Raw genomic sequence first — 25,428 nt, forward strand, 5'->3', positions numbered from 1 at the left:
GGCTTCAGCGCGTGGTGTCCGGCACCGCGCGCGGCCGCTGCCACTCGCGGCGAAAGCACGAGGGGATGCGCGCGAGCAGCGCCTCCCCACGGACCTGGTCGCGCCACGCCGTCGGCGACAGGCCGACCGTGCGCTTGAACGTCGCGCTGAAGGACCCGAGCGACCGGTACCCGACCGCCACGCAGACCTCGCCGACGGTCAGGTCGCTGAGGCGCAGCAGCTCTTGCGCGCGCTCGATCCGGCGCGTCTGCAGGTACTGGTGCGGCGTCTCGCCGAACGTCTCCTTGAAGCAGCGGCTGAAGTGGGCGGGCGACGCGTGGGCCCGACGCGCCAGCGCCGGCACGTCGAGCGCCGCGTCGCCGTAGTGCACGTCGACATGGTCGCGGGCGCGCAGCAGGTGCCGAGCGGGCGGGGCGGTCGCAGCCATCGCCCCTATTGAATCAACGACGGTCGCGGAGCCGCACCAGCTTCAGCGCGAGCTCCAGCGACAGGAGATCCTCCCGTGCGAGGTCGAGGCCGGTGAGCGACTCGACCCGCTCGAGGCGCTGACGCAGCGTGTTGGTGTGGATGAAGAGCCTGCGGGCGGTGGCGGCCAGCGCGCCGCGGTCGCGCAGATGGTGCTCGAGCGTCTGCAGCAGCGCGGTGCGACGCCGGGCGTCATAGGCGGCGAGCGTCGCGATCGCCGCGGCATGACGCCCGTCGACGAGGTTGCGCAGCGCGTACTCCTCATTGAGCCGCGCAGTCAGCTCGGCGTTCTGCAGCCTGAGCTCGAGGATCTCCTGGCGTGCCTCCTCCAGCAACTCGACTTCGATGCGATCTTCGGTGATGAGCATTCGGGCCCGAACGCTAGGCGCGCGTGGCTCGTTCGCACATGGCCCGACGGTCGAAGATGCGCAGGCCGGCCATCGCCCTGCGGGTGAAGCGTCAGTTCCCGGCCGTCACCTCGGGGTCCGACATCGGACCCGTGCCCAGCCGCAGGCCGGCGGGCACCGCGCCATAGCCGACCAGCTCCGCCCCCGGGATGAACTGCTCGGGATAGCCGTACATGCCGTGCTCGGAGATGTCGAGGCCCGCGTTCTCGTCCTGCGCACTGACACGCAACCCATAGGTCTTGCCCACCAGCCAGAAGACCGCGTAGGACACCGAGAACGTGAACGCCGCCACGGCCGCGATCCCGACCAGCTGCGAGCCCAGCTGGTGCAGCGAGCCCGTTGTCAGCAAACCGCCACGGCTCCCCGGCAGGTTGTGGTGTGCCAACCGCGGCGCCGCGAACAACCCGCAGGCGATCGCACCCCACATCCCGGCCAGGCCGTGGGCCGCGAGCGCGCCAACCGGGTCGTCGATCCGCTGGTCGATCGCCAGCACGCCGTAGACGACGATGACGCCCGCGACCGCGCCGATGATCGGCGCCGCCCACGGATCGATGTAGCCCGCCGGGCCCGTGATGGCGACCAGGCCCGCGATCGCGCCGTTGCCGGCCATCCCGATGTCGAAGGTCTTGGTCTTGGCGTACATGACGACCATCGCCGCGACGACGCCGGCGCTACCGGCCAGCTGCGTGATCATCGCGATCGTCGGGAAGCGACCGTCGAGCGCCGTCAGCGTCGAGCCGGGGTTGAAGCCGAACCACCCCAGCCACAGGATCAGGACACCGAGCCCGAAGAGCGGCATGTTGTGGCCCGGGATCGCATGCGGACGCCCGTCGCCGCCGTACTTGCCGCGCCGCGGCCCGAGCTGCAGCAGGATCGCCAGCGCGCCGGCCGCGCCACAGACGTCGACGACGATCGAGCCGGCGAAGTCCTGGACGTGGATGTTGGTGGCCAACCACCCGCCACCGAAGATCCAGTGCGCGACCACCGGGTAGATCACCGTGGAGAAGACGATCGCGTAGACGATGTAGACGCCGAACTTGATGCGCTCCAGGGTCGTGCCCCAGACGATCGCCAGCGCCACGGCGCAGAAGACGAACTCAAAGAACCACAGCGTCTCGGCCGTCACGCCGTGCCGGTTGGTCGGGAACGCGAGCGGGATGTCCTGCGCGTGCGCGACGAAGAAGCCGTGGGTGCCAAGCAGCGCGCCGTCGCCACCGAAGGCCAGCGCAAACCCGACGGCGTAGAAGCCCAGCGCGGCCAGCGCGAAGTTCACCAGGATCTTGGCCACGACCGAGCCGGCGTTCTTGCCGCGGACGAACCCGATCTCGAGCATCGCGAAGCCCGCCTGCATGAACATCACCAGCACCGCGGCGACCATCACCCAGGCGGAGTTCAACCCCACGTCGGCGCCGAGCCGTCCCGCGAAGCCGAGGGTGTCCGTGGTCGCGTCGGCCAGGATCATGCGGCCGATCAGCGTGGCGGACGGCGCAGGCTGCGTCTTTATCCCGGTGGACAACGATTCGGCGGTTCGTTGCTCCACTTGCGAGAACGCCGCCGCGAGCTACCGTCGTGGCCATGGACATCGTCATCGCCGGAGGCCACGGGCAGATCGCGTTGGAGCTGGAGCGGCTGCTCGCCGGCGCCGACCACCGCGTGCGTGGGCTGATCCGCAACCCCGAGCACGAGGCCGACCTGCGCGCGGCGGGCGCCGAGGCGGTGCTCGCCGACCTCGAGGGGCTCGACGTCGACGAGCTCGCAGCGCTGATCGGCAGCGCCGACGCGATCGTCTTCGCCGCGGGCGCCGGGCCCGGCAGCGGGCCGCAGCGCAAGTGGACGCTGGACTACGCAGGCGCGGTCAAGCTGATGGAGGTCGCCCGCCGCAACGCCATCAACCGCTACGTGATCGTCTCGTCGGTGGGCGCCGACCCCGAGGCCGAGGACGACGGCGCCTTCGGGACCTACCTGCGCGCCAAGGGCCAGGCGGACAAGAAGCTCACCGAGAGCGGGTTGGCCTCCACCATCGTCCGGCCTGGCGGCCTGACCGACGAGCCCGGCAGCGGCCGCGTCCGCACCGGTCCGCACCGCGATCGCGGGCAGATCCCGCGCACCGACGTCGCCGCCGTGCTGGCCGCGGTCCTCGCGACCCCGTCGAGCGCCGGCATGACCTTCGACGTCGTGTCCGGCGAGACGCCGATCGCCGAGGCGATCGCCGCACTCGCCCCATAGTCTGCGCGGCTCATGGCCGCCTCCCCGTCCGTCCTGCCGCCCGCGCTGCGCTCGCTGCTGGAGGCGGGCGGCGCGCTCGTGCGGCGCTCGTCGAGCGGCCGGGTCGCGCTCGGGCGCGCGGCCGCCTTGGTCGACGCCGACGCCGTCCCAGCGGCGCTAGCACGGCTCCCCGCCGAGTTGGAGCGCGCCCGCGCGGCCGCCGCCACGCCGATCGCGTTCAAGGACGTGGAGAAGATCCTCAAGGGCGCGTGGGGCAGCCCGCACGGCAAGGTCCTCGACGAGCTCGATCGCGAGCCGCTGGCGGTGACGCCCAGCGCGCAGGTCCACCGCGGCGTGCGCGACGGCACGGCGGTGGCCGTCAAGGTCCTGCGGCCCGGGCTGACCGGCGCCGTTCGCAATGACCTTGCCTTGCTCGACGTGCTCGCGACCCCGCTACGCCAGGTCTTTGGCGCGATGGACGCAAGCGCCATCCTGCGCGAGGTGCGCGAGACGGCGCTCGACGAGCTCGACCTCGAGCACGAGGCCTCCACCCAGCGCCAGCTGCGGCGCAGCCTGCGCGGGGTCGACGGGCTCGTCGTCCCCGCTCCCGACATGGAGCTGAGCGGCGAGACCGTGCTCGTCAGCGAACTGTTGGAGGGGCGCACGCTGGCCGATCCCAAGGCGAAGGTCACCGATCCGGCTGCGGTCGCCCGGGTGCTCGTCGCCGCGCATGTCACCGCCGCCCACGCGGGGCTCGTCCTCACCGACCCGCGGCCCGGTCACGTGGTGCTGATGGCCAACGGCCGGGTCGGCCTGCTCGGCGCGGGCCTCGCGCGACCGGTCGACCGTGACCGCACCGCTGCGGCGCTGGAGGCGCTGGTCGCCTGGCGCGCGGGCGATCAGGACGGCTTCGCCGCGATCGTCGCCGACCGGCTCGGCCTGCTGCCGACCGCCGACGCGATCAAGGCATACGGGTTGGCCGCCGTCGTCCTGGGCGACGTCCTCAGCGGCCCGGCAACGCTCGACGGCCCGGTCCTGGCGGCGATCGCCGAGCGCGGGCTCGACCATCTCACCGCCGCGCTGCAGCTCGCCGCCACCGTCACGCCGCAGCCACACGACCTGGCCGTCGTGCGCTCGGTGGGCCAGCTCGCAAGCGTCCTCGCCCGCCTCGGAGCGACCGAGGACTGGGGCGCGCTGATGCTCGCGGGCGCCTAACGCTCGAAGAGGTGCGCCTCGACGCGCCGCTCGTGGTGGGCGACGGTGAAGTCGTTCTCGGGGAACAACCGGTCGAGCGCGTCGAGGATCTCCTCGGTGTCGCCGCCGATGACCGTCCCGTCGTCCAGCACGACGACCGGGATCGTGCGATCGCCGGTCGCCGCCTCCATCGCGTCGCGCTCGTGGGGCTCGGGCTCGACCTGATGGGCGACGAACGGCACCATCAGCTCGGTCAGTCGCTGGCGCACCTGGTGGGAGAAGGGGCACCACTCGGCTTGGTAGAGCTCGATCATGACGTCGAGCGTAGGCGGTTCAGCCGCGCGCGGCGGAGGACGGTTCGAGCTCAGGCTCCTCGACCGGCGCCCAGCCGGGCCCGTGCAGCGCGAGCCCCCAGCGTGCCCGCCACGTCCGTGCGCGCCGGATGTCACCCCACAGCGCGACGTACTCGTGGAACGCGACCCGCACCACGTTGTTGGTCTCGATGTTGGTGGTCAACCCGTAGCGGACGCGCTCACCCTCGGGCTCCCACGTCCCGAACATCCGGTCCCAGATCACGAGGATGCCGCCGTAGTTCTTGTCCAAGTACTGCTCGTTGGAGCCGTGGTGGACGCGGTGGTGCGACGGCGTGTTGAACACGGCCTCGATCGGTCGCGGCAGCCGGGAGATGCGTTCGGTGTGGATCCCGAACTGGTAGATGAGGCTCCACGCCTGGGCCAACAGGACCATCCATGGCGCGAAGCCCACCAGCGGCATCCACAGCCAGAACGGCGCGTAGGTCATCGGCACCCACGTCTGGCGCAGCGCGGTGCTCAGGTTGTAGTGCTGGCTGGAGTGGTGGACGACGTGGCTGGCCCAGAAGACGCGGCTCTCGTGCGAGACGCGGTGAAACCAGTAGTAGGAGAAGTCGTCAGCGAAGAAGAGCGCGACCCAGACCCACCATGCGTCGGTCGGCAGGTGCCATGGCGCGAGCTCATAGAGCACCACGTACAGCGCGAGGACCACGAACTTCCAGCCCACGTTGATGATGACGTTGCCGATCCCCATCGTGATCGACGTCCGCGAGTCCTTGAGGTCATAGCCGACCATGCCGTCGGCCTCGAGGTGCCGGAAGGACAGAAACTCGACGAGCAACAACAGGATGAAGTACGGGAAGGCGTAGTACAGGATCTCGGTCATGGCGTGGTCTCCGGGATCGAGCGGCGCAGCAACTCGCTCGCCACCGCGAAGGCACCGTCGGGGTCGGCGTCGGCGATCTTGGCGGCCAGCGCGCAGATCGCCGGGCCGTCGGCGATCTCCGCGCCGACGGTCGCGGCGTCGAAGGACAGGACGTGCTGGCCGGCGACCAGCGTGTTGAGCGCGAGCCGGTAGGCGAGGTTGTCGGCCGCGTCGATGATGCGGTCCCAGAGCACGTCGTAGATCGCGGTGCGCGCGGCCGGGTCGTCAGCGGCGGCCAGCGCGGCGGCGCGGGCCTCGAGCTCGGCGCGCGCGGCGGCATCGGCCCGCAGTGCCGCCAGCCGCGCGGCATCGGCGCCGATCGAGGCGCGCATCTCAAAGAGCGAGCGCACAAGGCCGAGCCCCTCCGGCGGCAGCTCACCCTCGGCACCGAGCGCGAGCATGAGATCCAGCCCGCCGTGGCGGCGCCAGTCGCGCACACGCGTCGATCCGCCCTGGCTGATCGAGATCAGCCCCGCTTGCTGCAGCCGCTTGAGCGCCTCACGCACCGCATGGCGGCTGGCACCGAGCTCCTCGCTCAGCACCCGCTCCGACGGCAGCGCGTCGTCAGCCCCATAGCGCCCATCGAGGATCGCGCCGCGCAGAGCACGGTGAATCTCCGCCGACCGTGTCTCGACTGGTCCAACCAGTGACATGAACTGGTTGTACCAGGTGCACGCGCCCACCGCCACCCATTCCCCCACTCGGCATCGAGGGACGATTGGATCTCGTACAGCGAGATCCAATCGTCCCTCGATGGCCTCGGAACCGGCTGAACCCTTACCGTGCGTCGCCGTGGCCCGTACGACCACGGCGACCGCCGCCTCCACGCGCCTCGAGCAGCTCGCCGCGCGCCCGCGTGCGATGGCGGTGCTCGGCGCGCTGGCGATCGCGTTCTCGGCGATCCTGGTCCGGCTCGCGGAGGTCTCGCCGTCGACCGCCGCGGTCTTCCGTTGCGCCTACGCGGTCCCGATCCTCTTCCTCCTCGCGCGCGTGGAGAACCGCCGCCACGGCCCGCGGCCGGCCAAGGACCGCCGGCTGGCCGCGATCGCCGGCGTCTTCTTCGCGGTCGACCTCGTCTGCTGGCACCACGCGATCGAGGACGTCGGCGCCGGGCTGGCGACGGTCCTGGGCAACCTCCAGGTCGCCTTCGTCCCGCTGATCGCGTGGGCCGTGCTCAAAGAGCGACCGGGCGCTCGCGTGCTCGTCACGCTGCCGCTGATGCTCTCGGGCATCGTCCTGATCTCCGGCGCGCTGGAGTCCGGCGCCTACGGCGACCGGCCCGCCCAAGGCGTGGTCTTCGGCATCGCCACCGGCGTGAGCTACGCCGGGTTCATCCTCGTGCTGCGCGCCGGCGGCTCGGATCTGCGCCGGCCCGCGGGCCCGCTCTTCGACGCCACCTGGGTCGCCGCGCTCGGCGCGCTGGCCATCGGCGCGGTCGTCGGCGACCTCGACCTCGTCCCGTCGTGGCCGGCACACGGCTGGCTCGTCACGCTGGCGCTGACCTCGCAGGTCGTCGGCTGGCTGTTGATCTCCGCCTCGCTGCCGCGCCTGCCCGCGGCGCTGACGTCGATCCTGCTGACGATCCAGCCCGTCGGCTCGGTCCTCCTCGGCGTGATCATCTTCAGCGAGAGCCCGAGCTGGCTGCAGCTCGTCGGCGTCGCGGCGATCCTCACCGGGCTGGTGCTCACCACCCGCCGGAGGGCTACGGTGGAGGAGTCATGACCTACGTCCGCATCTGGCTGCCGGTCACGATCCTGCTCGCGGGCATCGTGCTCATCGTCGTCCGCGGTGGCGACGAGACGTCGATCGACGGCGCCGCGGCGCTGTGGGGCGCCGGGCTGAGCGTGGGGCTGCTCAACTGGCTCTATCGGATGGGCATCAGCGGCGATCGCGACCGCGCCGAGGAAGACGAGGCCCGCGCGTACTTCGATCGCCACGGGCACTGGCCCGATGAGTTGCCGCCACGGCAGGGGTCCTGACGCACACGCAATCTCACCGACCCGCTCTACTTGCACCCATGAGGTGTCGTTAACACGGAGTGGACATGCTGAGCGACGTCTTCCGCACCGCCGACCACGCGCTGGAGCTTCTGCTCCACCGTGCCGCGAGCGTCAACCCGTGGCTCTGTGCGCTGGGCATCGTGACCTACATCTTGGCCCAGGCCGTGCGGCCGCGCGGCTGGCACACGATCATCAAGGCGGCCTACCCGGACGCTCGCGAGCTGCGACCGCGCCACACGATGGCCGCCTACCTGGCCGGCGCGGGGCTCAACGGCGTGATCCCCGCGCGCGGCGGCGACATCGTCAAGCTCTGGCTCCTGCACCGGCGCATCCCGGGCGCGCGCTACCCGACGCTGGCGGCGACCTTCCTCCCCGAGACGCTGTTCGAGACGCTCTTCGGCTTCGCCCTCGTGGTCTGGGCGCTGAGCCGCGGCTTCCTGCCGGTGCCGACCTCCTCGGGCGAGCTGCCGCACGTCGACGTCACGCTGATCATCGAGCATCCGTTCCTCTCTGGCGGCGGCGCACTGCTGATCGCCGGCGGCGCGTACCTGCTCTACGGCGTGCTGCGCCGCCGCGTCTCTGACCTCGCGTCGCGCCTGCGCCAGGGCATCGTGATCCTCCGCCAGCCGCGCCGGTTCGTGACGGGGGTGGCGAGCTGGCAGGCGCTCGCGCGGCTCATCCGCCTCGGCTCGCTCGCCTTGTTCATGGAGGCCTTCCACCTCCCGGTGACGGTGTCGACCGTCGTGCTGGTGATGGCCGCCCAAGGCGGCGGGCGCATCATCCCGTTGGCACCCGCGAGCGCCGGCCTGCGCCTGGCGATGCTGAGCTACGGCTTCGTCGAAACGACCGGCCACGCCGTCGACATCGCGGCGATCACGACCTTCACGTTCGGCGTCGGGGCGCTGCTGATGCTCGCGGGGCTGATCGTGGGCGTGATCGCGTTGGGCGCGGAGCTGGGTACGTGGTCGCCGCGCGCGGCGATCCGCGCCGCCCGCGAGGCCGTCGCGCGGCACCGCGCCGCTGCGGCGGCAGCGGAGCCGAGCAAGGCGTAGGCCTTCGTTCGCTTCGTCTGCGCGCGTGCGGTTTGGTGAGCAGTGCACGGCGTTGGTCGGCGTGCGGTGCGGGGTCTGTCGGCACCGAGGGCGAGAAGCGCGGCGGGCGGTGCGCGGCGGGGCTGGTGTGGCTGAGCCGTCGTGGCGGCGCGATTCGGGGCGGAATTGCCGACCCTGGAGATCCGGGTCGATTGGTGGTCAATAGTCCACCACGAGACGCCCCGGATCGATGATTCGTGCCCGAACGTCCGGTCCGTGTCGCCTACCCCTCGCATATCAGGGGCTAGACGCCCCGGACCTCGACGCGCTCGACGCTTCGAGGGTGGGCCCGTTCAACGAGACCACATCGTGCCCAACAGGCCCACCCTCCCGGGGCGCCGACGGACGACGGGCCACGCCGCGAGCCACCGCCCCGCTCGCTCTCTTCGCCGCCATCACACCACGCACCGCACCCCAACCAACGCCCGCGCTGAGCGCCAACGACGTACGCAAACGCGACCTGCGCAGCCGCCAGCTACTTGATCAACACCGACGTCCCCACCGGGACGCGCGGGTACAGATCCTTCACATCAGCCACATGCATCCGGATGCACCCATGCGACGCCGCGGAGCCGATCGAGTAGTCCTCGCCGGTGCCGTGGATGCCCACGCCGTTGATGATGCCCATCCAGCGCGCCTTCAGCGGGTTGGCCGCTGAGCCGCCGTCGACGGTTGTGCCCTGCAGCTCGCCGGCCCACGGCGAGTTGGGGACCGACCACACCGGGTCGACCTGCTTGTCGGCGATGTGGAACAGGCCGCTCGGCGTCGGGTAGGCCGGCTGGCCGACGGCCACCATGTAGGACTTCTTGAACTTGAGGCCCTTGTAGAGCCGCAGCTTGAAGTGGGCCTTGTCCACCGTGATGATCGTGCCGTAGACGCGCTTGAGATCGTTGACGTTGACCTTCGGCGACGTCTTCTTCAGCGCGGTGTGCAGCGTGCGCGGGGCGGTGACGCCGTCGTCGAGCGCCGCGTCGATCTGCGCCGCGACCGCCGACTGATCCAGCGCCCGACCGTGACCGCCACGCGTGCGGTAGATGTGCTTCAACGTGATCTTGACCGTCGCGTTCTTGGCCGGCTTGCCGACCTTGGCCGCCACGCCGGCGACCCACCCGCGGACCGCGAGGCGCGAGTGGCTGAGCTTGAGCCCGACATCGCCCGGCGCCTTGGCGCGCAGCGCGCGCTTCGCGGTGGTCAACGCGTCGAACGTCAGCTTGGCGTCGGCCGCCTTCAGCGTCCACGGCTTCCCCGCGGCGCCGAGGATCAGATCGGCATTGACCTTCGGGCCGACCGTCGTCTCCAGCCGCGCCTGCGCGTCGACGAGCGTCAGGCCCGAGAGATCCACACCGCCCGCCGTGACCCCGGCCGGGACGTTCGTCGGGTCCTTCTTCTGGGCCGAAGCGACGGCAGGAACGGTCACCGCAAGAGCAGCGACGAGCAGCACAACAAAGACACGGGCGCGCGACATGGCGGTCGAGGGTAGCGGCGACATCGCGCCATTTCGCAAGGCCTTATGCGGCGCGACGGCGGCGACGACGCGGCGCCACGGGCTTCTCAACCAACTCATTCCGCGCAAAGAACTCGTCGATCCAGTGCCACGTCGTCCGCGCCGCCGCCCGTCCCGTCAACACACCCAGATGCCCGCCCGGACCCGTCTTCAACTGCACCTCCGGCGCGCCGGTCAGCAGCTCACCGACATGGTGCACAGCGGCCCGCGGCGCCAGCGTGTCGGTCTTGCCCGCGATCGCCAGCACCGGCACGCGCACATCGGCCAGGTCGATGTCGTGATCGCCGAGCGACAACCTGCCGTCGGCCAGGTCGTTGACCCGGAAGAACTGGTGGTAGAGCTGGCCCATGGTCCGCCCTGGGTAGGCGTGCATGTTGTCGATGAAGTGGTCGACGGCCTCGATCTGGGCCAGGAAGTCGCGGTCGTGGAGGTTGGTCGCGACCACGACCGGCTTGGTGAGGTACTTGTCCAGCGTCGAGAGCTGGAACATCCGCTTGACGATCGGCGCCGGCGCACCGCCCAACGCCCGGTAGACCGCGGTCCCGAAGAGGCCGTTGGTGATGTTGGCCACCCCGCGGATCGGCGCGAACATCCGCAGCTGGGCGAAGTCGAACGGGCTGGCGACCGTGGCGATCGAGTTGACCGGCAGATCGGGCCGAGCGGCCAGCGCGAGCAGCGACATGATCCCGCCCAAACACCAGCCGACGACCTGCACGGGCTTGCCGCCCGCATGCTCGGAGACCGTCGCGATCGCACCAGGCAACACGTCCTGCACCCAGTGCTCGAGCCCGAGGTCGCGATCCGAGAACGCGATCGACCCGTAGTCCACCATGTAGGTCGGGTGGCCCAGGCCGAGCAGGTGCTCGGCCATCGAGCAGCCGCGGCGCAGGTCAAAGCAGATCGGCGGCGCGGCCAGCGGCGGGACCAGCAACACCGGCAGGTGCCGCGTGCGCTCTTCGGGCGCGAGGTACTGAAAGACCGTGCCCTGCGGCTGCTCGTCGATGATCGCCGCCGGCGTCCGGCGCAGGTCGGCGACCCCGCCGCGCACGAGCATGTCGAAGGCATTGGCCGCGGCGTGGGCGACGTCGTCCGGCTTGGGGATCAGTGGCAGCGAGGGCAGCAACCGCCCGCCATTGTGGCGGATCAGCGTGCGGCGTCCGCCGTGAGCGTCGCCGTGAAGTCCTCCAACGCGGCGACGAAGCGCTCCGGCGCCTCGACCTGGGGACAGTGCCCGACGCCGTCGAGCAACGCATAGGTCGTGTCGGGCAACGCATCAAGGATGTGGCGCGCGCCCTCGTGGGTGACCATCCGGTCGTGGTCGCCCCAGACCAGCAGCACGGGCACGCGCACCGCTTCCAGCGCGAAGCAGTCGTGCAGTTCGGGCAGCAGCCGGCGGCCGTTGGCCAGGACATCGGAGACCGCGTCGCGGGTGCGCAGCTGCGCGGTGAACGAGCCGACGACCTCGGCCGCGGCACCCCGCGGCGCCGCGAAGGCCAGCGCCCGGTAGGCCTGACCCACGACGCCGCGAACCACGACCTGCGGCAACGGGACCGGGGTGGCCAGCAGCGCGCGCACGAACGGATCGCGCTCGATGATCCGAAACCAGCGCGGCATGTCCAGGCCGGCCGGCGCCACCGGGACGATCGCAGTGAGCGGGAGGTCCTCCTCCTCGCCGGCGCGTAGCGCGATCGCGCCGCCCAGCGAGTTGCCACAGAGGATCACGCCGGCGCCGCCCGCCTCGACCGACGCGTGCTCCACCACCGCCCGGGCGAACGTCCGGTACTGCTCCAACACGGGCACGTCGGCCGCGAGACGATCGGCCTCGCCGTAGCCCGGCAGGTCGACGGCCAGCGCCCGCCGACCGTGGCGCGCAAGCAGATCCAACGCGAAACGCCACGTGTCGGCCGAGTCGGCAAAGCCGTGCAGCAACACCAGCGGCGGCCCGTCGCCCTCGAGCTCCAGCGCCCGCGTCTCCACGTCGCCCAGCGTCAGGCGGTATTCGACCAGCGGCTCGCGCATCAGTCCTCGCGCGCCACGGGCTCGGGCGCCGGCGCCGGCGCCCCGTGGGCGACGAAGTCGCGGCCGCGGATCAGGACGGCCGCGGCGACCGCGCCGGCCAGCGCGACGATCGCCGCGATGACCAAGATCTCGTTCAGCGCGCCCGTCCAGCCGGTGACGAACGCATCGTGCAGCGGCCCGAGCACCCGCGGGTTGCCCTGCGCGAGCACCTCGGCGGGCGGCAGCTTGGCGCCGGGCGGCCGCTGCGCCCCGGCATCGCGCAGCGCGTCGGTGATCTTCGTCGTCACCGACGCCTGGAAGATCGCGCCGAGGCCGGCGATCCCCGTCGCGATCCCGACCTGGCGGAACGTGCTGTTGACGCCGGAGGCCATGCCTGCCCGTCGCTGCTCGACGACGCCGACCGCGGTGGAGGCGATCGCCGGATTGCAGAGACCGACGCCCACGCCGCTGAGCAGGAATCCCGGCAGCAGCGCCGTCCAGCCTGAGTCGGCGTCCAGCCCGCTCATCAGCAGCAGGCCGATGCCAACTAAGCCGAGGCCCGTCGCGAGCAGGATGCGCACCGGCACGCGCTCGGTGAGGTTGCCCGACAGCGCGGCGGCAAAGAACGACAACACGGTGATCGGCAGGAAGCGCAGGCCGGCTTCCAGCGGCCCGTAGCCGAGGATGTTCTGCATGAACAACGTCAAGTACAGGAACATCGCGAAGATCGAGGCCGAGAGCGCGAAGGCCACGATCGAGACGCCGACGAAGGACGGCTTGCGAAAGAGCATGAGGTCGAGCATCGGCCGCTCCTGACGGCGCTCGACGAAGACGAAGATCACCAACAACACCACCGCGCCGATCAGCAGCCCGACGATCTGCGCGCTGCCCCAGCCCTCGCCGTTGCCGCGGACCAACCCAAAGACGAGCGCGAACAGCCCCGCCGAGAAGGTCAGCAGCCCGGCCCAATCGATCGGCGCCGGGTCGGGATCCTTGCTCTCGCTCACCATGCGCAAGGTCACCGCGATCGCGGCGAGGCCGATCGGCAGGTTCACGTAGAAGATCGACTGCCAGCTGACGTGCTCGACCAGCACGCCGCCGACCAGCGGCCCGACGGCGACCGCGGCGCCCGTCGTCGCGCCCCAGATGCCCAGCGCGGTGCCGCGCTCACGCCCGGTGAACGCGGCGGCCAAGAGCGCCAGCGAGGTGGCGAACATCGCCGCGCCACCGACGCCTTGCAGCGCGCGCGAGAGGTTGAGCGGCGTCGGCGCGCCCGACAACCCGCACAACAGCGAGGCGACGGTGAAGAGCGCCAGGCCACCGACGAAGATTCGGCGGCGACCCAGCCGGTCGGCCAGCGAGCCGGCGGTGAGCAGGAACGCGGCCAGCGTCAAGGCATAGGCGTCGACGACCCACTGCAGATCCTGAAACGACGAGCCGAGATCCTTCTGGATGTCGGGCAGGGCGACGTTGACGATCGTCACGTCGAGCAGCAGCATGAACGTGGCGACGCAGACGACACCGAGCGTCCACCAGCGGCGGGGGTCAGACGACTGACTGGGCGTGGACATAGCTGTCGAGTCAACTACCCGCGGCGGCGGCAGGCAAGCCCCGGGGCGTTCGCGCGCGCCCTATGGGTCGCGCAGCACGCCGTCGACCACCGAGCCCGCCGCGGCGCGCAGGTGCAGCCGCAGGACCTCGGGCCCGTGGCGCTCGAGGTCGTCGACCAGCTCCAAGTGCTCATCGGCCAGGCGCGCGAAGGTGTAGTGCGGGCGGACCTGCAACAGGAAGAGGCGGGTCTGCGCGGTCAGCCGGTTGTGCACCGCCTCGATCCGCGGCGAACGGGCGGCGCGCACCAGCGCGGTGTGCAGGTCAGCGTGGGCGCGGGAGACCGTCGGCCAGCCGGGGCGCGCGCGGCCACAGGCGCGAGCCAGGACCTCGGCGGCCTCGTGGACCGACGGTGGCAGGACATCGCCGTGCTTGGCCAGCGCGAGGTGCGCGGCCTCGACCTCCAGCGCGGCGCGCAGCTCGTAGAGCGCGACGATCGCGTCGGCGTCCAAGCCGGCCACGCGGGCGCCGCGGTGCGGTGCGATCGTGACGAGACCCTCGTCGGCGAGCGCGCGCAGGGCCGCGCGGACGGTGTGGCGCGCGGCGCCGTGGGCCTCGACGAGATCGCCCTCGACCAGCCGCGTGCCGGCGTCCAACTGGGCATCGAGGATCTGCTCGCGCAGGACGGCGGCGACGCGATCCACGGCCGTGGGGCTCATGCGATCACCGGCGTCGGGCGTGGTTCGCTTCGGGCAACAGCGGTGGCAGTCATGCGATCACCTCAACTGGCGGAGTGCGCTCTTCGCGCTTGGGGATGGCCAGCACGGCCAGCCCGGCGAGGATCGCCACGATCCCGACGATCGCGACCGCTCCGGGCCGCTCGTCGAGGACGATCGCGCCGAGCAGCGTGGCGGTGACCGGCTCGGCGAGCGTCAAGGTCGCAACCTCGTTGGCGGGCAGGTGGCGCAGGCCCGATGCGAAGAGCAGGTAGGCCAGCGCGGTCGGGATCGCGCCGAGCCAGAGCGCCATCGCGACGCCGCCGGCGCTCGTCACCCAGTGGAGGTCACCGAACACCAGGACAGGGCTGAGCAGGATGGCGCCGAGCCCGAAGAGGGAGGCCATGACGGGCTCGATGCCGTGGCCCGCATCGAGCAGCCGCTTGGAGGCGAGCGTGAACGCCGCGTAGGACGCGCCGGCGCCGACGGCGAGCGCGACGCCCGGCGCGCTGACCTCCGAGCCGCCGCCCGCGAGCGCGAGCGTCGCGACGCCGGCGCAGGCCAGGGCGGTCGCCAGGGCCCACGAGCGATCGGGCACGCGGCGGTCCAGCAGCCAGCCGCCGGCACCGGCGAGCGCGGGGGCCGAGCCGAGCGCGACGACCGTGCCGACCGCCACGCCCGTGTCCTTGACGGCCGCAAAGAAGCAGAGTTGGTAGGCGGCGACGCCGAGCGCGCCGACGGCAAGCGGGCCGCGGGGCCAGCGGGCGCTCGCCGCCGTGCCGTCGCCTGCGACCGCGCGTGCGACGAGCAACAGCAGGACGGCGCCGACCGCGATCCGGACCGCCCCGACGGTCACCGCAGCGGCGTCCGGACCGAGCGCCTGCGCGGTGCCGGTGGTGCCGAAGCAGACCGCCGCAAGGAGGACCTGGACGCGCGACATCTCAGCAATTGTTCCACAATCTGTGACGAAGATGTAACAAGAGTGCGCAGGTGCCACAGTCCGTCCGCTGGCCGTGTCACCTTGCCGCCGTGCTCGTTCGTGACCTTCAGCACGGCTTCGACCTCGACCAGGTGTTCCTGGTTCGGGAGGCCGACCGGCGCCAGCGTCGCGACGGCGGCGAGTTCCTCAAGTTGGTCCTCGGCGATCGCACCGGCGGCGTGCCGGCCATGGTCTGGGATGACGTCGCCCAGGCGCTGGAGCTCTGCCGCGCGGGCTCACCCGTGCACGTCGTCGGCCGCTACGAGGTCCACCAGCGCTGGGGCGCGCAGATCACGATCCTCAAGCTGCGCCCGGCGCTCGCCGGCACCTATGACCCGGCCGAGCTGCACGACGGCCCACCGCGCCGCGTCGATCACATGGAGGCCGACTTCCGCGAGTTGCTGGCCACCGTGCAGGACCCGCACTTGCGCCGGTTGTTGGACACTTTCTTCGGTGAAGGCTCCGAGACCTGGGCGCTGTATCGGATCGCGCCCGCCGCCAAGCGCTACCACCAGGCCTACCTGCACGGGCTGCTGGAGCACTGCCTCACGGTCGCCCAGGCGGTCAGCGCGATCAGCGCCACCTTCCCCGGCATCGACCGCGACGTCGCGGTCACGGGCGCGCTGCTGCACGACATCGGCAAGTTGGAGGCCTACACCTGCGACGCACCGATCGACATGACCGACGAGGGTCGCCTCCAGGGCGAGATCCCGCTCGGCTACTACCGCGTGCGCCGCTGCATCGAAGATCTCGACGGCTTCCCCGAGGAGCTCGCGCAGAGCGTGGTGCACATCATCTTGAGCCACCACGGCGCGCTCGAGCACGGCTCGCCCGTCGTGCCGGCGACGCGCGAGGCCACGTTGGTGCACATGATCGACAACCTCGGCGGCCGCCTCGGCTCCTTCGATCGCTTGGAGAAGCAGCTCCCGCCCGGCCAGGTCTGGTCCGGCTTTGACCGCGCCATCGGCGCCGGCGCCTACTTCGGCTCGGCGGGCACGTCAGCGGCGCCGATCACCGCCGAGGACCGGCGGCGGTCACAGGCCGCCTAGCGCTCCGACGACAACCTGTCGTCGCGTTCGTCGTCCAAGATCTCCTTCATCTCCCGCCCCGCCGCCGCGATCCGCCCCAGATACTCGGTGCGCCGCTCCTCATCCAGGGTCACCGCGCCCCGATCCAGCAGCTCGGCGAAGCCTTGGACGATCGTCAGCGGGGTGCGGAGATCGTGGACGAGGCGGGCGAGGCGCTCGTCGGGGTCGGCCGGCCAGGCGCCGCCCGCCGAGCTCATCGCTCTTCGCGCGTGGAGTCCAGCGCGATCTCGCCGCGCTCCAGCGCGATCGCGATCGCGTGAACGCGATTGCGCGCCTGCAGCTTGCGGATCACGTTGCGCACGTGGGTGCGGACGGTCTCGACCGAGACGCTGATCTTGTCGCCGATCGCCTCGGCGGTCATGCCCTCGGCCATCAGGTGCATGATCTCGCGCTCACGCGGCGAGAGCTGCGGGACGTGCGCCGTCGCGCGCGGCGAGAGCAGGATGCGGTCCAGCCGCGGGTCGACGTAGGAGCCGCCGCCCGCGACGCGCTCGATCGCGGCCATCAGCTCATCCATCGATCCGGCCTTCAGGGCATAGCCGCGCGCGCCGGAGTCGAGGCCGTCGTAAAGCAGCTCGGCGTCGCTGTCGCCCGTGTAGAGGATCACGCCGAGCTCGGGCCGACGGGCCAGCAGCTCGCGTGTCAGGTCGATGCCACTGCCGTCAGGCAACTGGATGTCGACGATCGCGACATCCGGCTCGGCGTGCTCGACGAGGTCGATCCCGGCCGCGACATTGCCCGCCGCACCCACGACTTCCAGGCCACCGTGTTGCAGCAGCGCGACCAGGCCCTCCCGTAGGGCCTCGTGGTCGTCGACGATCACGAGCTTGGTCATGAGGGCCGAACCGTACACGGCGTGTAGGTGCAATGGCAGTTGTCAGGGCTCGCGCCGCCCCGGTACCGAATCTGCGGAAAGAGCGCGCGGACTTCTGCAAGGAGGGGCCCATCACGGGGTCAAGGGCCGTATCGTCGTCTGTATATGGCGAAGGACACCGAGAAGCTGATCCGTCAGCTCTCGCTCATCTCATATCTCATGGCCGAACGCCGTCCGGTCACCGCGCTGGAGATCCGGCGTGATGTCGAGGGCTACAGCGGCATGAACGAGGACGCCTTCGCCCGCCGCTTCTACGCCGACCGCGCCGAGCTGGACTCGCTCGGGATCCAGCTCACGGTCGAGAAGCCCGCCGACGGCGTGGCCGAGCAGGAGAACTACTCGCTGCGGCCCGAGAACTTCCATCTCCCCGCCATCGCCTTCACCGACGAGGAGCTTGCCGGCCTGCAGTTCGCGCTGACGCTGCTCGATGGCGAGTTCGCCTACGCCGAGCCGTTGCGCCTGGCGTTGCAGCAGATCTCCTGGGGCCGCCCCAGCCCGCTCAACGCGCCCGACCAGGGCTCCATCGCCCTCGGCGTCACCGCCAGTGCCGGCGGCCACGACCTCTCCCAGCGCCTCGCGAAGATCGAGACGGCGATCTTCCGCAACAAGACCATCACCTTCGACTACTACACGATGGAGCGCGACGAGGTCGGCGCTCGCAAGGTCGATCCCTATCACCTGCTCTTCCAGGGCGGCCAGTTCTACCTCCTGGGCCGCGCGCACGAGCGCGACGCCATCCGCGTCTTCCGCCTCTCCCGCATCCGCGGCAAGGTCGCCTACGCGACCAAGGCCGAGCACGACTTCAAGCGCCCCACCGACTTCGACCCGCGCTCCTACGCCACGCGCGCCGACTGGCAGTTCGGCGAGCCCGTCGGCCAGGCCGAGGTCTGGATCTCCGAGCGCATCGCCTGGCAGGTCAAGCGGCACTTCGGCCGCTTCGGCACGATCCGCCCCGCCGAGGACGACAGCGGCGACATGATCTTCGTCACCGAGTACGCCTCGGTCCGCCAGCTGGCCGCCTGGGCGCTGCGCCTGGGCGAGCACGCGCGGATCCTCGGCCCCGACGAGCTCGTCACCGAGATCACCGAGCGCATCGAGCAGCTGCACGAGCGTCATACCGGCGAGCTCGACCTGGCCGCCGTCCTGCCCGCAGACGAGACCGAGGAGATCGTCGAGCCCATCGCCAAGCGCGAGACCGCGATCCGCCCCGAGCGCTTCGCGCGCCTCGTCACGCTCGCCAGCATCCTGATCCAGGCCGGCCGCGCCAAGGAGCTCCTGTCGCTGAACGAGCTCTGCCAGCGCCTCCAGGTCTCCGACGCCGAGCTGCGCGAGGACATCAACGTCCTCAACGTCGTCAACTTCGGCGGCGGCTCCTACGTCCTCTACGCCGACGTTCGCGACGACGGCATGATCGACGTCGACCCCGAGCCGTACTCCGACAACTTCGACCGCCCGGCGCGCCTGCTCCCCGTTGAAGCCAAGGCGCTGATCGCCGCGATCGACCTGATCGGCGACCACCTGCCCGAAGGCGCACTGAACTCGGCGCGCGAGAAGATCGTCGCCGCGCTCGGCGCCGATCCGATGGAGCAGGGCCTGCAGGTCGCGTCCGGGGCCGGTGACGACTCCGAGATCGCCCGCGTCGTCTCGCGCGCCATCTCGGACTCCCACCAGCTGCGCCTGGAGTACTGCAAGGCCAACGAGGACGAGTTCTCCGAGCGGGTCGTGGAGCCCTACGCGCTCATCAACGGCCGCGAGGGCTGGTACGTCGCTTCCTATGATCCAGCGCGCGAGGCGGTCCGCCACTTCCGGCTGGACCGCGTCAAGACCGCCGAGGTGCTCGACGTCGCCTTCACGCCGCGGCCCGAGGTCGACCCCGCCTCCGATGTCGCCGGCTGGCCCAGCACCGGGCTGGTCGAGGCCTCCCGCGTCGCCCGCGTCTGGATCTCCCCCGAGCGCGCCCGCTGGTCGCGGGAGCAGCGCCGCGTCGCCCAGGAGCTCGCCGACGGCTCGGTCATCGTCGAGCTGCCCTACAAGGGCACCGACTGGCTGGTGCGCGAGGTGCTGGCCGAGGCCGGCGACGCCGCCGTCGTCTCGCCGCCGGAGGCCCGCGAGGCCGTCCGCGCAGCCGTCGATCGCCTCCAGCTTGCCGTCCGTTAGACCAGGCCGACCCCGCCCAAAAGCGGGTATCGCCCCTTGGGCGAACGCCCGCAAGCAATAGCGAGCGCCCTGCGCGAGCTATTGCCCGTTAGCCTCCTGCGCCGGTGAGCCGACGCGATCTGATCACGATGGACGATGCAGAGGTCCTCGCGCTTCTCGACGAGGAGCGCGTGATGACCTGCGCCACCCTCGGTCCCCGAGGGTGGCCGCACCTGATGCCGCTCTGGTACGTCGTGCGCGACGGACGGCTGTGGGCGTGGACCTTCGCCAAGTCCCAGAAGACCAAGAACCTCGAGCGCGACCCGCGGGCGACGCTGCAGGTCGAGGCCGGGCGTGACGTCTACCAGGAGCTGCGCGGGGTGATGTTCGAGACAGAAACGATCATCCACCGCGATGTTGACCTTGTGACCGACCTGGGGCTGGAGATCTTCGGCCGCTACGGCGGCGGACAGGACGCATCGGCCTACCGCGAGATGGTCAAGGCCCAGGCCGCCAAGCGCGTCGGCCTGGAGTTCGTCGAGCAGACGCGCGCCACGTGGGACCACCGCAAGCTGGGAAACGTCTACTGATGCAACCACTCAAGGGCCTGATCCTCTCCGGGGGCAAGGGCACGCGCCTGCGCCCGATCACCCACACCAGCGCCAAGCAGCTGGTGCCCGTCGCCAACCGCCCGGTGCTCTTCTACGGCATCGACGCGATGGCCAAGGCGGGCATCGAGGAGATCGGGATCATCATCGCCCCCGAGACCGGCGAGGAGATCAAGGAGGTCGCCGGCGACGGCTCGGCCTTCGGTGTCAAGATCACCTACATCTTGCAGGACGAGCCTGCCGGCCTCGCCCACGCGGTCCTGACCGCCGAGCCGTTCCTGGGCGACTCGCCGTTCGTCATGTACTTGGGCGACAACCTGCTGCAGGGCGGCATCGACGACCTCGTCGCCGCCTTCAAGGCCAACGAGCCCGACGCGCTGATCCTCCTGACGCCCGTTCCCGACCCCGAGCACTTCGGCGTCGCTGAGCTCGACGGCGACCGCGTCGTCGCCCTGGCCGAGAAGCCGCCGGAGCCCAAGACGAACCTCGCGCTCGTCGGCGTCTACATGTTCAAGTCCTTGATCCACGACGCGGCACGGGCGATCGAGCCCTCGCCGCGCGGCGAGCTGGAGATCACCGACGCGATCCAGCATCTGGTGAACACCGACCGGCGCGTCGAGCCGCACATCGTCCAGGGCTGGTGGAAGGACACCGGGCGCCTGGACGACATGTTGGAGGCCAACCGCCTGATCCTCGATCGTATGGAGCATCGAGTTGAGGGCGAGCTGATCGACTCCCAGGTCGAGGGCCGCGTCGTCATCGAGGCGGGCGCCAAGCTGGAGCGCGCGACCGTCCGCGGACCCGCCATCATCGGCGCGGGCGCGGTGCTGACCGACTGCTACATCGGCCCCTACACGGCCATCGGCGAGGACTGCGAGGTCCAGGGCGCCGAGGTCGAGCACTCGATCCTGCTGGCTGGCTCCTCCGTCCGCGGCCTCGACGGCCGCATGGAGTCCTCGCTGCTGGGCCGCAACGTCCACATCGCCCGCAGCAACGGCCAGCCCAAGGCCTACAAGTTCATGGTGGGCGACAATTCGGAGATCGAGATCCTGTGAGGGTCCTCATCACCGGTGCGTCCGGCATGCTCGGCCATCGCGTCCTCGCCGACGCCCGCGCCCGGGGCTGGGACGCGATCGGCGTCGATCTGCCCGACGGCGACCTCACCGATCCGGCCGTCGCGCAGGATCTCCTGGAGGAGCACGCCCCCGAGGCGGTCGTGCACTGCGCGGCGTTCGTCGACGTCGACGGCGCCGAGGCCAACGAGGATGCCGCGCTCGCCGTCAACGCTGACGCCTCGGCTAACGTCGCGGCCGCCGCGGCGATGCTCGGCGCGCGCGTCGTCGCCGTCTCCACCGACTACGTCTTCGACGGCACGCTCACCGACCGCCCCTACGTCGAGTCCGACCCGACCGCGCCGCTCGGCGCCTACGGGCGCACCAAGCTCGCGGGTGAGCAGGCGATCGCCGGCCACAACCCCAACCACGCCATCGCGCGCACCGCGTGGCTCTTCGGGGTCGGCGGCAAGAACTTCTGCGACACCATGCTCAACGCCGCCGCATCACGCGACGAGGTCGCCGTCGTCACCGACCAGGTCGGCTCGCCGACCTGGACCGGCCACCTGTCGCCGGCGCTGCTGGACCTCGCGGCGGCCAATGCCACCGGCATCTTTCACACCGCCGGCGGCGGCCAGTGCTCCTGGCACGAGCTGACCGTCGAGCTGTACCGCGCGGCCGGCCTGTCGACCCGCGTCAACGAGACCACGGCCGCGGAGTTCCAGCGTCCGGCCCCGAGGCCGGCCTGGAGCGTCCTGGCCACCGAGCGCGACGAGACCCCGCGCCTGCCCAGCTGGCAGGACGGCGTCGCGCAGTACCTGAACGAGAGGGAGAACGGATCGTGAAGCTGCTCGTCTGCGGCGGGGCCGGGTTCATCGGCTCGAACTTCGTGCGCCAGCGCGTCAACGACCACGGCGACGAGGTCGTCGTCCTCGACGCGCTGACCTACGCCGGCCGGCCCGAGAACCTCGAGGGCCTCGGCGTCACGCTGGTCCACGGCGAGATCCAGAACGCCGAGAAGGTCGCCGAGGCGATCGGCGACGGCGTCGACGCGATCGTCAACTTCGCCGCCGAGACGCACGTCGACCGCTCGATCAGCGGCCCCGACGCGTTCGTCGAGACCAACGTCCGCGGCTCGCTCGTCCTCCTGGAGGCCGCGCGCGAGCGCGAGGTCAAGCGCTACGTGCAGATCTCGACCGACGAGGTGTACGGGTCGATCGAGGAGGGCTCCTTCACCGAGGAGTCGCCGATCGTCCCGTCCTCGCCCTACAGCGCTTCCAAGGCCGGCGGCGATCTGTTGGTGCAGTCCTACCTCCACACCTACGGGCTGGAGACGGTGATCGCCCGCGGCTCCAACAACTACGGGCCCTACCAGTACCCCGAGAAGCTCATCCCGTTGATGGTGCTCAACGCGCTGCACGACGACAAGTTGCCGGTCTACGGCGACGGGCTCAACGTGCGCAACTGGCTCTACGTGGAGGACTTCGGCCGCGGGATCTCCCACGTCCTGGGCCACGGCGCGCCCGGCGAGGTCTACAACGTCGGCGGGCCGGACGAGTCCACCAACATCGAGGTCGTCAAAGGCATCCTGAAGCACACGGGCAAGGACGAGTCCTTGATCGAGTACGTCACCGACCGCCCCGGCCACGACCGCCGCTACTCGCTGGGCTCAGAGAAGGCGCGCGCGCTGGGCTGGTCAGCGCAGGTCCGCTTCGAAGAGGGCCTCGAGAAGACCGTCGCCTGGTATCGCGACAACACCGCCTGGTGGGAGCCGATCCGCTCCGGTGAGTACCGCGAGTACTACGAGCGCCACTACGGGCGCGCGCTGGGTTAGGCGGCGGCGAGAGCCGACGCCGCAGCTGCGCGGCCGTACACGTCCGGCGAGGGGATCCCGATGACCTCGCCGGCGAAGCGCTTGGTGGTGCCGTAAACGACCCAGGTCGTGTCGATCTCGCCGATCATCCGCTCGAGCTTGAGCTCCTCCGGATGGCGATCGAGCCACTCGGAGTGCGTGAGCGCCGCGTCGAACTCGCCGCGCAGCAGCGCCTCGGCGGCCAGCGGCTTGGAGATCTGCGGGATCTTGACCTCCCACTCGGAGAGGTCGACGTAGCCCTCGGTCGCCTCGACGATCCCGAGCGAGCGCGCCGGCCCATCGAGGTCGCGGCGGCTCAGGATGGCCAAGGACTTGGTCGGGTAGATGAAGGTGTCGACCACGAAGACCTCGTCACAGTGCTTCTCGGTGATCTCGTGGACGCCCGGGTGCGCGCTGCACTGGACGAGGAAGGCGTCGTCGCGGCCGCGGATCCGCTCGAGCCCGTCGAAGAAGTCGGTGATGAGATCAAGCTCGACGTCCTCAAGCCCTTGGAAGCGCGCGTACTGCTTGACCGCGCGCTCATGGCAGGTCCCTTCAGGACCAAGCGTGACGAAGGTGATCGGCATCGCGCTCGACGCTAGGCGCCGCGCAACGCCGGGTCAATCGGCAGTACCCAGCCAACTGGCCGGACGGATCGGGCGGCTTACGACGCGCCCAGCGTCGCGATCTTCCACACGCCGCCATCCTTGACGAGCTCCAGCGTGTCGACGCGATCCTTGTCGCCGCCCTCGGACTTGACGACCGCGGAGGCCTTGCCGTCGGCGATCGTGACCTTCTGGACCTGCAACTCGAAGGAGTCGGCGTCGCTCAGCGAGTCCTTGACGCCCTTGTCGCAGTCGCCGCCCGAGGCCTTCTTGATCTGCGCCACGAGCGCCGGGGCGAGCAGCGTCGTGCAGATCCGGGAGCTGTCGTGCTTGCGGCTGGCCGACTGCAGATCCTCGACGGTCTGGGCCACGGCCTTCTGGTCGCCCTGGAAGTCCGAGGCCGAGTCCTTGGCCGCCTGACCGCAGGCGCTGAGGACGAGCGGGAGCGCGACAAGCAGCGCGAGAAGACGTGTGGGTGCGGCCATCGCGCCGGAGCCTATCTAGGATCTGTCCTCGCATGGCCGACTCCGAGCTCTCCCGCAGCATCGTCCCCACCGTCGTCCCGCGCGGGCGCCACGCGCCGCCGCTGGAGGTGCGCCTGACCGTCCAGCGCCGCCGGTTGTTCGAGGCCGCGGCCAAGATCTTCGCCGAGCGCGGCTTCGCCGACGCCACCGCCGAGGCGATCAGCCGCGAGGCCGGGATGTCGAAGGCGACGTTCTACGAGCACTTCGCCAACAAGGAGGAGGCGATCATCGAGCTCTTCGACGAGGCCGCCACCGAGGTCATGCGCCAGATGGCGCTGGCCTCCGAGGCGGAGGCGGGGACCTACCCTGAGCACCTGGCCAACGGCACCCGTGCGTTCCTGCGCACGCTCGCCGAGTGGCCCGACGCCTCGCAGACGGTGCTGGTCGAGATCATCGGCGCTGGCCCGCGCGCGACCGAGCGCCGCGATGCCATCCTCGACGCCTTCGCCGACGCGATCCACCGCGACAACGAGCGCATCGCCCCGCGCTACGGGGCGCCGTGCTTCGCCTCGCGCGACGACGCGTTCGCCTGCGTCGGCGCGATCGTCGAGCTCGCCTCACGCCAGCTGCGCACTGGCAACCCGAGCGACATCCGCGAGCTGGAGCCGGTCATCGAGCGGCTCATGTTGGGGATCTTGCGGCAGAACGCATGAGCGATCCGGGCCTAACGGCCCTTGAGGCCGAGGTCACAACCTGTCGCCGCTGCCCGCGGCTGGTCGACTGGCGCGAGCAGGTGGCGCGCGAGAAGCGCGCCGCATTCAAAGACGACACCTACTGGGGCCGTCCGATCCCCGGCTTCGGCGACCCAGCCGCCCGCGTCCTGATCCTCGGCCTCGCCCCCGCCGCCCACGGCGCCAACCGCACCGGCCGCGTCTTCACCGGCGACCGCAGCGGTGACTTCCTCTTCGCCGCGCTGCACCGCACGGGCTTCGCGAACCAGCCGACGTCGGTGTCACGAGACGACGGCCTGCAGCTGACCGACGCCTGGATCACCGCCGCCGTGCGCTGCGCGCCGCCGGCCAACAAGCCGACGCCGACCGAGCGCGACACCTGCCTGCCCTGGACGGTCGCCGAGCTCGACCACGTCAAGCACGTGCGCGTGGTCGTCTGCCTCGGCGCGTTCGCATGGGACGCGGCGCTGCGTTTGCGCGCCGCCCTCGGCCACCCGCCGCCGCGGCCGCGCCCGAAGTTCGGCCACGGCGCGCTCTGGTACGACGATGACAACTCAGGGTGGGTGTTGCTCGGTACCTACCACCCCAGCCAGCAGAACACGTTCACCGGCGTCCTGACCGAGGCCATGCTCGACGACGTCCTGCGCACGGCGCGCGAGGTCGCGGGGTAGCCGG

At 70.9% G+C, this 25,428-nt stretch carries 29 protein-coding genes; 13 read left to right on the forward strand and 16 right to left on the reverse strand.

The annotated features are described in order from the left end of the window. Positions 1-4 precede the first annotated feature (4 nt). The 3 genes from VGO10_RS01180 to VGO10_RS01190 all read right to left on the reverse strand — a co-directional run bounded on the left by VGO10_RS01180 (position 5) and on the right by VGO10_RS01190 (position 2,334). Entirely contained in the window at positions 5-427 is a 423-nt protein-coding gene (locus VGO10_RS01180) for a helix-turn-helix transcriptional regulator (protein ID WP_327464292.1), read from the reverse strand. 13 nt (positions 428-440) lie between these two features. Beyond that, positions 441-833, reverse strand: coding sequence for a helix-turn-helix domain-containing protein (locus VGO10_RS01185; RefSeq protein WP_327464294.1), 393 nt, complete (start codon positions 831-833; stop codon positions 441-443). A gap of 91 nt (positions 834-924) precedes the next feature. After that, positions 925-2,334 carry an ammonium transporter gene (locus VGO10_RS01190; RefSeq protein ID WP_327464296.1) on the reverse strand — a complete coding sequence of 470 codons (1,410 nt, stop codon included), beginning with the start codon at positions 2,332-2,334 and terminating at the stop codon, positions 925-927. A gap of 113 nt (positions 2,335-2,447) precedes the next feature. On the opposite strand from VGO10_RS01190, the gene VGO10_RS01195 reads away from it, so the two are divergent. Both VGO10_RS01195 and VGO10_RS01200 read left to right on the forward strand, forming a co-directional pair. Then, the gene (locus VGO10_RS01195; RefSeq protein ID WP_327464298.1) at positions 2,448-3,098 is read left to right on the forward strand and encodes an SDR family oxidoreductase; all 651 of its coding nucleotides are present in this window, start codon (positions 2,448-2,450) and stop codon (positions 3,096-3,098) included. A 12-nt stretch (positions 3,099-3,110) separates the two neighbouring features. Next, positions 3,111-4,292 carry an AarF/UbiB family protein gene (locus VGO10_RS01200; RefSeq protein ID WP_327464300.1) on the forward strand — a complete coding sequence of 394 codons (1,182 nt, stop codon included), beginning with the start codon at positions 3,111-3,113 and terminating at the stop codon, positions 4,290-4,292. On the opposite strand, the gene VGO10_RS01205 is transcribed toward VGO10_RS01200, so the two are convergent. Genes VGO10_RS01205 through VGO10_RS01215 form a run of 3 tightly spaced genes read right to left on the reverse strand, consistent with a single transcriptional unit; the run spans position 4,289 to position 6,160 of the window. Continuing rightward, on the reverse strand, positions 4,289-4,585 hold the full coding sequence (locus VGO10_RS01205; RefSeq protein WP_327464302.1) for a glutaredoxin family protein: 297 nt from the start codon (positions 4,583-4,585) through the stop codon (positions 4,289-4,291). The two genes, VGO10_RS01200 and VGO10_RS01205, sit on opposite strands and share 4 nt — an antisense overlap. A 19-nt stretch (positions 4,586-4,604) precedes the next feature. After that, the gene (locus tag VGO10_RS01210; RefSeq protein ID WP_327464304.1) at positions 4,605-5,468 is read right to left on the reverse strand and encodes a sterol desaturase family protein; all 864 of its coding nucleotides are present in this window, start codon (positions 5,466-5,468) and stop codon (positions 4,605-4,607) included. Next, complete coding sequence (locus VGO10_RS01215) at positions 5,465-6,160, reverse strand: winged helix-turn-helix domain-containing protein (protein ID WP_327464306.1); 696 nt, start codon at positions 6,158-6,160, stop codon at positions 5,465-5,467. Before VGO10_RS01215 ends, VGO10_RS01210 begins: the two co-directional genes overlap by 4 nt. 139 nt (positions 6,161-6,299) lie before the next feature. Between VGO10_RS01215 and VGO10_RS01220 the strand changes: the two genes are divergently transcribed. The 3 genes from VGO10_RS01220 (at position 6,300) to VGO10_RS01230 (ending at position 8,559) form a co-directional block, all read left to right on the forward strand. After that, on the forward strand, positions 6,300-7,229 hold the full coding sequence (locus VGO10_RS01220; RefSeq protein WP_327464308.1) for a DMT family transporter: 930 nt from the start codon (positions 6,300-6,302) through the stop codon (positions 7,227-7,229). Then, positions 7,226-7,486 (forward strand): hypothetical protein, encoded by a 261-nt coding sequence (locus tag VGO10_RS01225; protein WP_327464309.1) that lies wholly within the window; start codon positions 7,226-7,228, stop codon positions 7,484-7,486. The genes VGO10_RS01220 and VGO10_RS01225 overlap by 4 nt, the downstream gene beginning before the upstream one ends. A gap of 65 nt (positions 7,487-7,551) precedes the next feature. Continuing rightward, positions 7,552-8,559: a lysylphosphatidylglycerol synthase transmembrane domain-containing protein gene (locus VGO10_RS01230; RefSeq protein WP_327464310.1), complete on the forward strand. Its 1,008-nt coding sequence runs from the start codon at positions 7,552-7,554 to the stop codon at positions 8,557-8,559. Between the two features lie 514 nt (positions 8,560-9,073). Here VGO10_RS01230 and VGO10_RS01235 read toward each other — a convergent pair. The 6 genes from VGO10_RS01235 to VGO10_RS01260 all read right to left on the reverse strand — a co-directional run bounded on the left by VGO10_RS01235 (position 9,074) and on the right by VGO10_RS01260 (position 15,304). Further along, a complete protein-coding gene (locus VGO10_RS01235; protein WP_327464312.1) occupies positions 9,074-10,063 on the reverse strand; it encodes a L,D-transpeptidase family protein in 990 nt (329 codons plus the stop codon). Positions 10,064-10,106: 43 nt separating this feature from the next. Beyond that, the gene (locus VGO10_RS01240; RefSeq protein ID WP_349258907.1) at positions 10,107-11,156 is read right to left on the reverse strand and encodes an alpha/beta fold hydrolase; all 1,050 of its coding nucleotides are present in this window, start codon (positions 11,154-11,156) and stop codon (positions 10,107-10,109) included. A gap of 89 nt (positions 11,157-11,245) precedes the next feature. Next, complete coding sequence (locus VGO10_RS01245; RefSeq protein WP_327464316.1) at positions 11,246-12,121, reverse strand: alpha/beta hydrolase; 876 nt, start codon at positions 12,119-12,121, stop codon at positions 11,246-11,248. After that, a complete protein-coding gene (locus VGO10_RS01250) occupies positions 12,121-13,671 on the reverse strand; it encodes an MFS transporter (protein WP_327464318.1) in 1,551 nt (516 codons plus the stop codon). The genes VGO10_RS01245 and VGO10_RS01250 overlap by 1 nt, the downstream gene beginning before the upstream one ends. A gap of 60 nt (positions 13,672-13,731) precedes the next feature. Beyond that, the gene (locus tag VGO10_RS01255; protein WP_327464320.1) at positions 13,732-14,367 is read right to left on the reverse strand and encodes a GntR family transcriptional regulator; all 636 of its coding nucleotides are present in this window, start codon (positions 14,365-14,367) and stop codon (positions 13,732-13,734) included. Positions 14,368-14,416: 49 nt separating this feature from the next. Further along, positions 14,417-15,304 (reverse strand): DMT family transporter, encoded by an 888-nt coding sequence (locus VGO10_RS01260; RefSeq protein WP_327464323.1) that lies wholly within the window; start codon positions 15,302-15,304, stop codon positions 14,417-14,419. A gap of 89 nt (positions 15,305-15,393) precedes the next feature. Between VGO10_RS01260 and VGO10_RS01265 the strand changes: the two genes are divergently transcribed. Then, complete coding sequence (locus tag VGO10_RS01265; protein WP_327464325.1) at positions 15,394-16,392, forward strand: 3'-5' exoribonuclease YhaM family protein; 999 nt, start codon at positions 15,394-15,396, stop codon at positions 16,390-16,392. Here the strand turns inward: VGO10_RS01265 and VGO10_RS01270 are convergent. Together VGO10_RS01270 and VGO10_RS01275 are read right to left on the reverse strand one after the other, a co-directional pair. Beyond that, complete coding sequence (locus tag VGO10_RS01270; RefSeq protein ID WP_327464326.1) at positions 16,389-16,628, reverse strand: histidine kinase dimerization/phospho-acceptor domain-containing protein; 240 nt, start codon at positions 16,626-16,628, stop codon at positions 16,389-16,391. The two genes, VGO10_RS01265 and VGO10_RS01270, sit on opposite strands and share 4 nt — an antisense overlap. Continuing rightward, on the reverse strand, positions 16,625-17,266 hold the full coding sequence (locus VGO10_RS01275; protein WP_327464328.1) for a response regulator transcription factor: 642 nt from the start codon (positions 17,264-17,266) through the stop codon (positions 16,625-16,627). The genes VGO10_RS01270 and VGO10_RS01275 overlap by 4 nt, the downstream gene beginning before the upstream one ends. A gap of 144 nt (positions 17,267-17,410) precedes the next feature. Between VGO10_RS01275 and VGO10_RS01280 the strand changes: the two genes are divergently transcribed. From VGO10_RS01280 to rfbB, 5 genes are all read left to right on the forward strand, one after another. Then, a complete protein-coding gene (locus VGO10_RS01280) occupies positions 17,411-19,462 on the forward strand; it encodes a helix-turn-helix transcriptional regulator (protein WP_327464330.1) in 2,052 nt (683 codons plus the stop codon). Between the two features lie 104 nt (positions 19,463-19,566). Then, positions 19,567-20,031 carry a pyridoxamine 5'-phosphate oxidase family protein gene (locus tag VGO10_RS01285; protein WP_327464332.1) on the forward strand — a complete coding sequence of 155 codons (465 nt, stop codon included), beginning with the start codon at positions 19,567-19,569 and terminating at the stop codon, positions 20,029-20,031. Next, positions 20,031-21,104: a glucose-1-phosphate thymidylyltransferase gene (locus VGO10_RS01290; protein WP_327464334.1), complete on the forward strand. Its 1,074-nt coding sequence runs from the start codon at positions 20,031-20,033 to the stop codon at positions 21,102-21,104. Before VGO10_RS01285 ends, VGO10_RS01290 begins: the two co-directional genes overlap by 1 nt. Next, positions 21,101-21,946 (forward strand): dTDP-4-dehydrorhamnose reductase, encoded by an 846-nt coding sequence (gene rfbD, locus VGO10_RS01295; protein ID WP_327464335.1) that lies wholly within the window; start codon positions 21,101-21,103, stop codon positions 21,944-21,946. Before VGO10_RS01290 ends, rfbD begins: the two co-directional genes overlap by 4 nt. Then, complete coding sequence (gene rfbB / locus VGO10_RS01300; RefSeq protein WP_327464336.1) at positions 21,943-22,935, forward strand: dTDP-glucose 4,6-dehydratase; 993 nt, start codon at positions 21,943-21,945, stop codon at positions 22,933-22,935. Before rfbD ends, rfbB begins: the two co-directional genes overlap by 4 nt. Here the strand turns inward: rfbB and VGO10_RS01305 are convergent. Both VGO10_RS01305 and VGO10_RS01310 read right to left on the reverse strand, forming a co-directional pair. Further along, entirely contained in the window at positions 22,932-23,540 is a 609-nt protein-coding gene (locus VGO10_RS01305; RefSeq protein ID WP_327464337.1) for a hypothetical protein, read from the reverse strand. The two genes, rfbB and VGO10_RS01305, sit on opposite strands and share 4 nt — an antisense overlap. Positions 23,541-23,617: 77 nt before the next feature. Next, positions 23,618-24,043 (reverse strand): nuclear transport factor 2 family protein, encoded by a 426-nt coding sequence (locus VGO10_RS01310; RefSeq protein ID WP_327464338.1) that lies wholly within the window; start codon positions 24,041-24,043, stop codon positions 23,618-23,620. A gap of 32 nt (positions 24,044-24,075) precedes the next feature. Between VGO10_RS01310 and VGO10_RS01315 the strand changes: the two genes are divergently transcribed. Both VGO10_RS01315 and VGO10_RS01320 read left to right on the forward strand, forming a co-directional pair. Continuing rightward, positions 24,076-24,735 (forward strand): TetR/AcrR family transcriptional regulator, encoded by a 660-nt coding sequence (locus VGO10_RS01315; RefSeq protein WP_327464339.1) that lies wholly within the window; start codon positions 24,076-24,078, stop codon positions 24,733-24,735. Next, on the forward strand, positions 24,732-25,424 hold the full coding sequence (locus VGO10_RS01320) for a uracil-DNA glycosylase (RefSeq protein WP_327464340.1): 693 nt from the start codon (positions 24,732-24,734) through the stop codon (positions 25,422-25,424). The genes VGO10_RS01315 and VGO10_RS01320 overlap by 4 nt, the downstream gene beginning before the upstream one ends. Positions 25,425-25,428 lie beyond the last annotated feature (4 nt).

This window comes from Baekduia sp., from assembly GCF_035996765.1.
Lineage (GTDB): Bacteria > Actinomycetota > Thermoleophilia > Solirubrobacterales > Solirubrobacteraceae > Baekduia.